This window comes from Clostridium sp. D53t1_180928_C8 (genome assembly GCF_015667795.1).
In the GTDB taxonomy this organism is placed as follows: Bacteria; Bacillota; Clostridia; order Clostridiales; family Clostridiaceae; genus Clostridium.
In genome coordinates, this window is record NZ_JADPEL010000003.1 from 44,113 (window position 1) to 56,364 (window position 12,252).

The 12,252-nt window shown below is 29.4% G+C and carries 12 protein-coding genes; all 12 read right to left on the bottom strand.

The genetic code is table 11. The features are described from left to right. Window positions 1–7: 7 nt before the first annotated feature. The 12 genes from groES to I4V51_RS02975 all read right to left on the bottom strand — a co-directional run bounded on the left by groES (window position 8) and on the right by I4V51_RS02975 (window position 11,913). Window positions 8–292: a co-chaperone GroES gene (groES, locus tag I4V51_RS02920; RefSeq protein WP_195986841.1), complete on the bottom strand. Its 285-nt coding sequence runs from the start codon at window positions 290–292 to the stop codon at window positions 8–10. A gap of 363 nt (window positions 293–655) precedes the next feature. Beyond that, a complete protein-coding gene (locus I4V51_RS02925) occupies window positions 656–2,143 on the bottom strand; it encodes a 4Fe-4S dicluster domain-containing protein (protein WP_195986842.1) in 1,488 nt (495 codons plus the stop codon). A 233-nt stretch (window positions 2,144–2,376) separates the two neighbouring features. Next, a complete protein-coding gene (locus I4V51_RS02930; protein WP_195986843.1) occupies window positions 2,377–3,444 on the bottom strand; it encodes a M28 family peptidase in 1,068 nt (355 codons plus the stop codon). 172 nt (window positions 3,445–3,616) lie between these two features. Continuing rightward, entirely contained in the window at window positions 3,617–4,540 is a 924-nt protein-coding gene (locus I4V51_RS02935; protein ID WP_195986844.1) for a DNA-3-methyladenine glycosylase 2 family protein, read from the bottom strand. A 224-nt stretch (window positions 4,541–4,764) separates the two neighbouring features. Beyond that, window positions 4,765–5,187: a C-GCAxxG-C-C family (seleno)protein gene (locus I4V51_RS02940; RefSeq protein WP_195986845.1), complete on the bottom strand. Its 423-nt coding sequence runs from the start codon at window positions 5,185–5,187 to the stop codon at window positions 4,765–4,767. Between the two features lie 36 nt (window positions 5,188–5,223). Next, window positions 5,224–5,604, bottom strand: a complete 381-nt coding sequence (locus I4V51_RS02945) for a PH domain-containing protein (protein ID WP_195986846.1) — start codon at window positions 5,602–5,604, stop codon at window positions 5,224–5,226. 239 nt (window positions 5,605–5,843) lie between these two features. Next, window positions 5,844–6,692 (bottom strand): 3-hydroxybutyryl-CoA dehydrogenase, encoded by an 849-nt coding sequence (locus I4V51_RS02950; RefSeq protein WP_195986847.1) that lies wholly within the window; start codon window positions 6,690–6,692, stop codon window positions 5,844–5,846. 301 nt (window positions 6,693–6,993) lie between these two features. Continuing rightward, window positions 6,994–8,022 (bottom strand): electron transfer flavoprotein subunit alpha/FixB family protein, encoded by a 1,029-nt coding sequence (locus I4V51_RS02955; protein WP_195986848.1) that lies wholly within the window; start codon window positions 8,020–8,022, stop codon window positions 6,994–6,996. Window positions 8,023–8,044: 22 nt separating this feature from the next. Then, window positions 8,045–8,824 carry an electron transfer flavoprotein subunit beta/FixA family protein gene (locus I4V51_RS02960; protein ID WP_195986849.1) on the bottom strand — a complete coding sequence of 260 codons (780 nt, stop codon included), beginning with the start codon at window positions 8,822–8,824 and terminating at the stop codon, window positions 8,045–8,047. 15 nt (window positions 8,825–8,839) lie between these two features. Beyond that, window positions 8,840–9,979, bottom strand: a complete 1,140-nt coding sequence (locus tag I4V51_RS02965) for an acyl-CoA dehydrogenase (protein ID WP_195986850.1) — start codon at window positions 9,977–9,979, stop codon at window positions 8,840–8,842. 178 nt (window positions 9,980–10,157) lie between these two features. Next, entirely contained in the window at window positions 10,158–10,967 is an 810-nt protein-coding gene (locus I4V51_RS02970) for a short-chain-enoyl-CoA hydratase (RefSeq protein WP_195986851.1), read from the bottom strand. Between the two features lie 316 nt (window positions 10,968–11,283). Then, window positions 11,284–11,913 (bottom strand): redox-sensing transcriptional repressor Rex, encoded by a 630-nt coding sequence (locus I4V51_RS02975; protein WP_195986852.1) that lies wholly within the window; start codon window positions 11,911–11,913, stop codon window positions 11,284–11,286. Window positions 11,914–12,252: the final 339 nt, after the last annotated feature.

The window sequence follows — 12,252 nt, forward strand, 5'->3', positions numbered from 1 at the left end:
CTCCCAACTATTCTACTATTGCTAATATATCATCTTGTTTTAATATTATATATTCTTCGCCATCAACTTTTACGTCTGTTCCTGCATATTTAGAATATAACACCTTATTTCCAACTTCTACATCCATAGGAACTCTCTTTCCTTCAACCATTGCGCCTGGTCCTATTGCAACTACCTTAGCTTCTTGAGGTTGTTCCTTTGCACTTCCCGTTAAAAGTATTCCACTCTTTGTAGTTGTTTCAGCTTCTAATTTTTGTATTACTACTCTATCACCTAATGGTTTTATATTCATAAATAAACCCTCCTATATTTTCATTATTAGCACTCTATCAGATAGAGTGCTAACACCTTTATACTTATAATATAATTTTAACTGTAATCTTTCAACAATTACTTTCTATATTATTACCCTACTAGGTTGAAATATTACTAATTATAGTAATTTATTTTTAATTTACTTTGTTTTCCATTAATTTTCTAGTATTTTTAAATCCTTTGTGTAAAATTCTTTTTTTCTGTACCTTAAAAGCTATGAATTTATTGCTTTATTCATAAACTCATAGCTTTCAATTTTAAAATACAAATATTTTATTTATATATTTCAAGTGTACATTTGTAACTTGTAAAATAATTATTTACTTTCTTCTTAAATAATTTATCTTTCTAAATTAATATCTTCAAACTCTTTTAGAGTTATATTCTTAAGAACCGCCTTAATAGTTGTTCCATTATTAATTTTAGTAAATGCTACTTTAGCTCTAAGTGGAGGGACTATTGTTCCTGCGCCATTAATACATCCACCTTCACACATCATACCTTCAATGAAGTTTCCAGGTAATTTACCTAACTTTGCAAGCATCATTGTCTTCTTACAATCTAGACCAGATACCTGAACTGGCTTAAAGTCTACTTTTACTCCACTATCTGTGACATAATTCTTAATAGCTGCAGTTAATCCCCCTGCTGCTCCAAAATTTCTTCCAAATACAGAAGCATCATTAACATTTTCTTCTTCACACTCAAAAGGATTAATATCAAATGCTTCAAATAAAGCAAGCAACTCTTCAAATGTTAATACATAATCAACAGCATCTGCTATTCCAACTCTAACAGCTTCACCCTTCTTAGCTGTACAAGGGCCTATAAATACAACCTTTGCATCAGGATCATTTTTCTTTATAAATCTTGCTGCTGCCACCATTGGAGATACCGTTCCTGAAATTCTATCCTTCTCACTTGGATTGGTTTTTTCTATAAAACTCAAGAAGCCTGGACAACAGGAGTTAGTCATATATTTATCTCCTTTTTCCATTCTCTCAACAAATTCGTTCGCTTCATGAACTGTAACTGCATCTGCCCCTAATGCTGCCTCAACCATATCTTTAAATCCAAGAGATTTTATTGCATTTCTAACTTTACCATAATTCATAGTTGGCCCAAATTGACCTGTTATTGCTGGTGCAACTACGGCATACATTTTTCTATTTCTACCTAATCTCTTAGCAACTGGTACTATTAAACTTTTATCAGAAATAGCTCCAAATGGACATGATCTCATACATGATCCACAGTTAACACAAATTTCTTCCTTTATCATAGCTCTTCTGTCATGAGGATTTATATCTAAAGCACCTGTTGGGCATGCTCTCTTACAAGGCCTCATAACCTCTGATATAGCATCGTAAGGACATGCTTTTTTACATCCTCCACACTCCTTACATAATTCTTGATTTATATATGCTCTTCCATTCACAATTGTTATAGCACCAAAATTACATGCTTCTTTACATCTATGTGCAAGACAATTTCTACATGAATCTGTAACGTTAAACTTATTTATAGGACATCTATCACAAGCTGCTTCTATAACATAAATAATTTGCTCATCTGGTCTTATATCTATTAGCGACTCTTCTGCATTATCACCATTTGCTAAATATCCAGCAGCAAGCTTTGCTCTTTCTAAAACTATAGCTCTTTCTTTGTAAACACAACATCTATATTGAGCTACATCTCCTTTAATAACTTCATAAGGAACCTTTTCAATACTTTCCAAATTAATATCATCATTCTTAGCAAGCCTTGCAACTTCCGTTAATACTTCATGCTTTAATTTCTTTAACTGAGTTTCAAACTTAAACATATCACCACTCCCATCCATTCTGTATACCACTTCTAATTATACAATATTTTGCCATTTTTGACCTTCATTTCATAATATTCTGACAATTTTATTTCTCAAATTTATTTTGCATTATAGTACATATTTTTTGTAGTTTTTTAACTGTTTAACTCATAATAAATATAATAATGATAAATTAATACAAATAAAAAAAGCCTTACGAAATAAATTCATAAGACTAATTTTATAACTCTCTAATAAATCTTACTATCATTCTTTATTATAAAGTCTACTAAAGCATCTTTAATACTCTCTATTAACTCAAAATCAACAATAGACATATTATCCTCTTCACTATGAACAACTCCTACTATTCCATCTTGCCCAATTACTAAAGATGCATCATTATCTTTTCTAAATGACATATGATCACTACTACCTACAATTCTTCCTTCTTTATTACTAGCATATGGAACCATTTCATAATAAACTTTATCTTCATCTAATACTTCAATAAAATCATCATATAGTTCTTGACATAATGGGTTAGTATTTTTTACAGCTAATCCCTCATCTCCTTTTATACCTACACAATCTATATTTATATTATACCAATCTTCATAATCATCCCTGAAATCATTTACAAATTTTAAACTTCCTATTAACCCTAACTCTTCTGCATTAAAAGCTGCAAAAATTATATCATGTTCTGGTTTTTTATTCTTATAATATTTGGCTAAATCCTTAGCAGACTCTAATAATACTGAAATTCCTGAAGCGTTATCAATAGCCCCTTCAATTTTTGTTACTTTTATTTGTGAATTATCATTATTATTAGATGCCTCTTCAAGCTTTTGTCTTATAGTAACATGATCAAAATGAGCAGAAATTACAACTGCTTTAGAGCTATCTTTACCTTTTATAAGTCCAATAATATTATTTACTTCATTATCATTTTCCTCATTTGGATTAAATATAGATCTCATTTCTTTATTTAAAGTAATTTGATGATAAAAACTACCATTATTAAATGCTTCTAACCCAACTTTTTCAAAGTAACTTTTTATAAATTCTGCTGATTTAGTATTTTCATCAGTCCCAACAACTCTAGATAAATATTCATCTGATGTTAGTTCCTTCATTATACTTTCAATATCTAAATTCTTAGGATCTTCATATACTTTATTAGTTATTTGATCACTATTTGAAACTATATCTTTACTATATACATTCTTCTCTATTCCATTAGCACAACCAGTGAAAAGTAAACTTAAAACTAACGTACTAGCTATAATAGATTTTAATTTATTTTTTATATTCATAATAACCTCTCCTAATATATTAAATTCTAGCCATTTCTTTTTATATTAACCATTTCGCCCTATATATATTCTAAATATATTTAGAATATATATAAAAAAATAATATCAATAATAAATTAATACAATCTATTATTGATATTACTACATATAAATTAAAAACTAACTAATTTAGTTATTCTACTTTAATATTGTTTTCCCTTGCATAATAGAATAGATATTGTTGTGCAAGTCCTGCTAGCTCACCAAACTTTTCTCTTCCAAATACTCTTATTTTATTTAATGATACATCCGGTGCTAAATAGAAATGTATCATTGCTCTCTTTATCCAAACATCTACTGGGAATGCTGAATGTTTACTCATTGAGAATAACATTATACAATCAGCTACCTTAGCCCCAACCCCCATAAAGTTTTGTAATGCTTTATGACATTCATCAACAGGTAATGATTTTATATATTCTAAATCAAATTGCTCTAGTTCCTCTGTTAATTCTCCATCATTTTTAGCATCAAGTGCTGCATTTACTTTTTCAATAGTATCTATTATATACTTACTTCTAAAAGATGCTCCTGTTTCTTTTACTTCTTCTAAAGATGCTTCCTTTAATTGCTCTGGAGTTGGAAATGCATAATAAATATTATCTTTATATTCTATCCTATCTCCCCATCTTTCAGATATCTTTTTAATAGTTTTCATTATTGAAGGAATACTATTTCTTGCTGATATTATAAAGCTTATTAACATTTCAAAAGGATCTTGATTTAATATTCTTATACCATATCCAAATTCAACACTTTTCTTTAAAAGCTCATCCTTTGATAACTCTTCTTTTACCTCTTCATAATTAACATCTAAATCAAAGTAATTTTTCCATATTTCATTAAAATCATTCATGTCAGTATTTAGTATAGTTACTGTACTTCCTTCTTGAATAACCTCTATTACTCTTCTATATGCTACTATTATGTAATTAATGTCACTTATTTTTTCCCATCTAAAACATTGTCCACACTCTAGTATCTGTTTTATATTAAAATCTTTAACATTCTCTAATACTATTGAGTTCTCTTTTTCTATTATATTTGTATAATTCATATTTCCACCTCATTATTTATGGTATCTTTTTTAATTTATCATTTATACTTTATTCTTTCTAAGTTTATAATTTTATATTCCAGAGAAAAATATTATTAATTAATAATTTATATTATCTATGCTATATTAATTATCATTACTTTTCAATAGAAAATCCTATAATTAGCTTAAGCCATTATAGTTATACTTACTTATCTATAATGGCTTAAGTTATTATATAAATTTTATCTATTAATTGAATACATCTTCTTATAATCTTCTACTATTTCCTCTAAAACTTCAGCTGATACTCTCATCATTTTCGAGCATCTAGTTTCAAATTCAAAATATTTATCTTTCAACGGAATGCAATCTAATGTTCCCATTCTTCTATTAAACTCACTTAAAAATCTTCCTGTCATTTCTCTTACGTGAGGACTATTATGACCTCTCTCATTAGTAAACATTATACCTAATGCAGCTATTGCTCCAGTTGCAGCCCCACAAGTACTCCCTATTGCCATACCACCACCAAATGATGACATAGTCATTAAGGTTTGTTTAGAAATATTCAAATCATATTCTTCATTCACTGCTACAAGTATACATTCAGCACAATTTAAATCATATTTCTTATCGTAATATTTCATTGTTGTTTCTAATAACATTTAGTTAATCTCTCTTTCTATATAAAACCTAATTTGCTATAAAGTTACATTCTCATTTATAACACTAAATACTTTTTTAAGTAATTGATCCATATTCTTTCCTCTTAAGAATTGCATTTCTATTTCTATTCCACCAGTTAGAAATAATTTAATTTCTGAGTCAATATCAAAATGACCTGCTGTTTCTATTGAATAAGTTACTATCTTATTATAAGGAATTGCATAATACTCTGTCTTCTTGCCTGTAATTCCTTGTTTATCACATATAAGCACCTTTTTATCTGTAAATAACGCTGCATCTCTAACAGTTTTTACAGCAAATAAAGGTCTTTCATTATTACCTACAAATTGCATTAATGATGTTGGAATTTCAATTTCTCCATAAAAATTAAATTCTCTTTTCTTACTATCTTCCATACTATAGCTCCTCCAATCATATATAACTATAATAAAATCTTATTTAAATTATATCATGAAACAATAAAAGGTAACTACCCGTCGATAGTTACCTTTTAAAGTTAAATTAAAGCGTATTCTTAATTTTATTCTTTTTAAATATATAAATCTATGATTTTTTTATAACAGCATATTTACATAAATATCTCTATCCCTTTAGAAATATTTAAAATTCATTTTATTAATTTTTAATATTAATCTTAAGCATTATAGTTGTAGAATCCTCTACCTGACTTTCTACCTAACCATCCAGCTCTAACATATTTTCTTAAAGTGCTACTAGCTCTGTATTTAGTATCTCCTGTTTCATTGTATAAAACATCCATTATAGCTAAACAAACATCTAATCCAATTAAGTCACCTAAAGCTAAAGGTCCCATTGGATGATTTGCACCAAATTTCATAGCTGTATCTATATCTTCAACTGATGCAATTCCTTCTTGTAAAATAAATGAAGCTTCATTAATCATTGGAATAAGGATTCTGTTAACTACAAATCCTGGAGCTTCTGCAACTTCAACTGGTTCTTTTGCAATTGCTAAAGATAATTCTTTAACCGCATCAAAAGTTTCTTGAGAAGTAGCCATACCTCTAATAATTTCAACTAACTTCATAACTGGAGCTGGGTTAAAGAAATGCATTCCTATAACCTTATCTGGTCTGTTAGTGGCTGAAGCAACTTCAGTAATTGATAGAGAAGAAGTATTTGAAGCTAAAATAGTTTCTGGCTTACAAATTCTATCTAACTCTGCAAATATTTCTTTCTTAATTTTCATATTTTCAATTGCTGCTTCAACAACTAAGTCACAGTCTTCAGCTAAATTCATATCAGTAGTTCCTGAGATTCTAGAAAGAATATCTTCCTTAGTTTCTTCAGTAATTTTTCCCTTAGCTACTAATTTAGATAAATTCTTATTGATTCCAGCAATTCCTCTTTCAACAAATTCATCTTTTATATCTCTGACTATAACTTCATAACCTTTTTGAGCAAAAGCTTGCACTATTCCTGCACCCATAGTCCCTGCGCCTAAAACAAAAATCTTTTCCATAATAAACTCTCCCCTTTATTTAGTGAAAACTAAGACTATTAGATAATAGTAACAATATTAATTTTCACTTTTTTAATTCTCAAAATTTATACACATACTTAAAAACTTAATAACATTTTATCCACAATTTTATTTATAAATATAAAATCCTAGGTTATTTTAATTTATAACTACTTATAAAATACAATGGCCATTTATATTTCATAAGTTAAAATGAATATTGTTAAATTACCCTGAACCTCTTTAAATGTATATTAATTAAATATTTCTTACTATTACTACTCTAAAAAATATTAAATGTTTATAATTTACAAGTTAAAACTTCTTCAACATCTGCACTTTCTTTCAATTTACTTATCATTTCTGGAATTACCTTATTTAAATCTCCAACTATTGCATAATCAGCTACCTTCATAATTGGAGCTGTTTCATCTTTATTAATAGCAATTATCATATCTGATTCTTGCATACCTGCAACGTGTTGAATTGCTCCTGAAATACCGCAAGCAACATATATTGTTGGTCTTACAGTCTTACCAGTTTGCCCAACTTGATAACCTCTTTCTATCCATCCCTTATCTACAGCACCTCTAGATGCTCCAACTACTCCGCCTAAAGCATTAGCTAATTCTTGTAGCATACCGAAATTTTCCTTACTTCCAACTCCTCTACCACCAGCAACTATAACTTTAGCCTCACCGATATCAACGATATCTTTATTTGCTTTAACTACTTCTAATACAGTTGTTCTAATGTCTGATGCTTCTAAATCAACATTAACATTTTCTATATTAAAGTTTTCTTTCTTTTCAGTAATCTTTGAGAATACCCCTGGTCTTACTGTAGCCATTTGTGGTCTATGATTTGGACAAGCGATTGTTGCCATTAAGTTACCACCAAATGCTGGTCTTGTAGCAAGTAAATCACCATTAGTTACATCTACTTCTAAAGATGTACAGTCTGCAGTTAATCCTGTTGAAAGTCTTGCTGCAACTCTTGGCCCTAAATCTCTCCCTACAAAAGTAGCCCCAATAAATAATATTCCTGGTTTTCTTTCATTTGCTAAATCACAAATAACCTTTGTATAACCATCCGTAGTATAATTTTCTAATTCTTCATGTTCAGCTACTAATACTTCATCAGCTCCATGCTCGCCTAAAATATCTGCTAAACAAGCTATATTATTTCCTAATAATACTGCAGTAAGATTAACTCCTAACTCATCTGCTAATCTTCTTCCTTCTCCTAAAATTTCTAAAGAAACTTTTTGTAATTCACCATTTCTTTGTTCAGCGAATACCCAAACGCCATTATATTCTGATATATTCATCTCAAAATTCCCTCCTATTATCTTAGATGTAGTGCTTCTCTTTTAATTTTCCTAATACATATGCTACTGCTTCTGGAGCTGATTCTTTAACAATTTCTCCTGCACCCTTAGCTTCTTTAGTCATAGATTTCTTAACCTTTGTTGGAGAACCTTTTAATCCTAATTCTTCAACTGGTACATCAAGATCTGCTGCAGTCATAACTTTAACTTCTTTTTCTGCAGTATCGAAGATATATTGAACATTCATATATCTTGGGTGATTTAATTCTTCAATAGCAGTTAAAAGTACTGGAGTTTGAACTTTAATTAATTCATATCCATCTTCTAATGCTCTATTAACTACTAAACCATCTTCAGTAACTTCTACACCTTGTACATAAGTTACTTGTGGTACATTTAAATGTTCAGCTATTTCTGGACCAACTTGTGCAGTATCCCCATCAATAGCTTGTCTTCCGCCAAAAATTATATCGTATTCTAAATTTTTAATTGCTGATGCAATTGTTTTTGAAGTAGCTAATGTATCAGCTCCTCCAAATGATCTATCTGTTAAAAGGATAGCTTCATCAGCTCCCATACATAATGCTTCTCTTAATGCATTTTTAGCTTGTGGAGGTCCCATGCTGATTACAGTCACGTGTGCCCCATAATTATCTTTTAATTGTAATGCTGCTTCTAAAGCATGCTTATCTTCTGGATTTATAATTGAAGGAACACCATCTCTTATAAGAGTTCCTGTTTTTGGATCTATTTTTACAGCTGTTGTATCTGGTACTTGTTTTAAACAAACTACTATCTTCATTATTAAAGCCCCCTCTTATCTTAATGCAGCGCCTGCGATAACCATCTTTTGAACTTCTGAAGTTCCTTCATAAATTTCAGTTATCTTAGCATCTCTCATCATTCTTTCTACTGGATATTCCTTAGTATATCCATATCCTCCATGGATTTGAACAGCCTTAGTTGTCACATCCATAGCAACTTCAGCCGCAAATAATTTTGCTTTAGCAGCATCTACAGAATATGGAATTTTGTTTTGTTTTGCCCATGCAGCTTTATATACTAATAATTTTGCAGCTTCAATTTTAGTTTCCATATCAGCTATCATCCATTGTAATCCTTGGAATGCTGATAATGGTCTACCAAATTGTTTTCTTTCCTTCATATATTTAACAGCTTCTTCATAAGCTCCTTCTGCTATACCTAAAGCTTGAGCAGCTATACCAATTCTTCCTCCATCAAGAGTTTTCATTGCTATACCAAATCCTTTACCTTCTTTACCAATTAAGTTTTCCTTTGGTACTACACAGTTTTCAAATATAAGCTCTGTTGTAGAAGAAGCTCTAATTCCTAACTTATCTTCTTTCTTACCAATTGAGAATCCTGGGAAATCTTTTTCAACTATGAAAGCTGATATTCCTCTAGTTCCTTGTGATTTATCAGTCATAGCAAATACTATGAAAGTATCTGCAACACCACCATTAGTAATGAATATTTTAGAACCATTTAAAATATAATTATCTCCATCTAAAACTGCTGTAGTTTGTTGCCCTGCAGCATCAGTTCCTGCACCTGGTTCAGTTAAACCAAAAGCACCGATTTTTTCACCTTTTGCAAGTGGTACTAAGTATTTTTCCTTTTGAGCTGGTGTTCCATTTTCATAAATTAATGAAGCACAAAGTGAAGTATGAGCTGAAACTATAACCCCATGTGTTCCACAAGCCTTTGATAATTCTTCAACTGTGATGATATATGATAATACATCGCCTCCAGCACCTCCTAATTCCTTAGGGAATGGAATACCCATCATGCCTAGCTCTGCCATTTTCTTTACATTTTCCATTGGAAATCTTTCTGTTTCATCAATTTCAGCAGCTATTGGTTTTACTTCATTAACTGCAAATTCTCTAACCATTTGTCTTACTAACTCTTGTTCTCTAGTTAATCCAAAATTCATTGCTTTTTACCTCCCTGCAATACCCTCTTTTATGTGTATAATTACAATTCCTAATTAGAAACCATCTTTTAATTTTTAATCATCGATGCAAGTTTTGCTAACTAAATTAATAATTTAGAGCTTAACTTATGTAAAACACACTCTATTTATATATTTAAATTTTATTAAATAAACTATTTTACTTATTTTTAAAGTTTTTTGCTCTTCTTTCTAAGAAAGCAGCCATTCCTTCAACTTGATCCTCTGAATCAAAGCACTTTCCAAAATCCTCTGCTTCAACTTCTATTGCTTTATCTATATCTACTTGCATTCCTCTATTTATAGCATCCTTACAAAGCTTAACTGCTATTGGAGCATTAGCACAAATAGTAGATGCCATTTTTCTTGCTTCTTCCATCAAATTTTCTAATGGAACAACCTTATTAACTAATCCAATTCTTAAAGCTTCTTCAGCATTAACCATTGAACAAGTATAAATTAATTCTTTAGCCTTACCTAATCCAACTATTCTAGGTAATCTTTGAGTTCCACCAAATCCTGGTGTAATTCCAAGTCCAGCTTCTGGTTGAGCAAATTTTGCCTTTTCTGATGCAATTCTTATATCACATGCCATTGCAAGCTCACATCCTCCACCTAATGCAAATCCAGAGATAGCTGCTATAACAGGCTTGTCTAAATTTTCTAATCTTCTAAATACTTTATTACCTAAAAGTCCAAATTCTTCTCCAGCCTTAGAGTCTAAATCTTTCATTTCTGCTATATCAGCTCCAGCAACAAAAGATTTTTCTCCAGAACCTGTAAGTATTACACAATAAACATTGCTATCATTTTCAATGTTTGTAATAGCTATATCTAAATCCTTTAAAGTTTCTGAATTTAAAGCATTTAATGCCTTTGGTCTATTTATTGTTATAATCGCTAAATTCCCATCCTTTTCAAGAGTTACATTTTTTAACTCTTCTTCCAAAATAACATTTTTGATTTCCATTAAAATTCCTCCCTTATATACCAATTAATCTCATAAATACCCATTTTATTGTTAGATAATTAACAAAGAACCTTAAAAAAAACTCTCTTATTCCTTCTTCTTTGGTTAGAAGATTCTGAATAATCACAACCCACTTATAATTATAATATCTAAATTTATCATTTGCAATTAATATTTTCTTAATTAGTATATAAATTACAATTTTTCAATGTATTTCTTAGAATACGTTTTCTTTTTCCTTTTTTTGTTCTTCTTTTTGATTGTTGAGTTATTAACATTATAAATAAAAATAGCTGTTGCAAATGCAACAGCTATTTTAACTATCTTTCATTAAATATACTAAAGTTAATAAACTTTCAGAAAGATGAACATTTTCTACTTTAACGTCATCAGGAACAACTAAATCTACAGGTGCAAAATTCCAAATTCCCTTAATTCCACCCTTAACTAACATATCACAAACCTTTTGTGCGTTAATTCTAGGAACACATATAATTCCAATATCAATACTATTATCTTGTAAAAATTCAGCTAATGTATCTATATCTTTTATTTCAACATCCCTTATTCTCATTCCTACAAGCTTTGGATTAGCATCAAAAATACATTCAATAGATAAACCTAATTCTGAAAATCTATTATAATTAGCTATAGCCTGACCTAAATTACCTGCTCCAATTATTATTCCAGTATAATCTTTATCTAACCCTAAAATTAAACTTATTTGCTTATATAACTCTTTTACATTATATCCGTATCCTTGTTGTCCAAAATCTCCAAAATTATTTAAATCTTGTCTTATTTGAGAAGCTGTAAATCCAATTTTCTCTCCTAATTCTTTAGATGAAATTCTATCTACATCATTTCTCATCAGCTCTTTCAAATATCTATGGTATTTTGGTAATCTTTTAATTACTGCCATAGAAACACTTTTCTTTTTCTCCATAGTATATGAATCTCCTTAATACACTTCAATAATATTCCTATTCCAATCCAACTTTGATAATATAATAACATACTTTTCATTTTTTATCTATATTTTAATATATAAGTAAAATTTTTTTATTAAAATATCCAAATTTAGTTTTTACTATTTTATTTAATTTTATTAATTTTTATATATGAAATTCTTTTAAAGATTAGTATTTATTTTTATAATTTAAAAAATAGAGACTTATGTATAACTTAGCAGATCAGTTATACATAAGTCTCATATAGAAGCAAAGTCAGATATTATGGACTATCTGACCTATCTACAAGAGTCAAAATGATCTTGTATGCTACG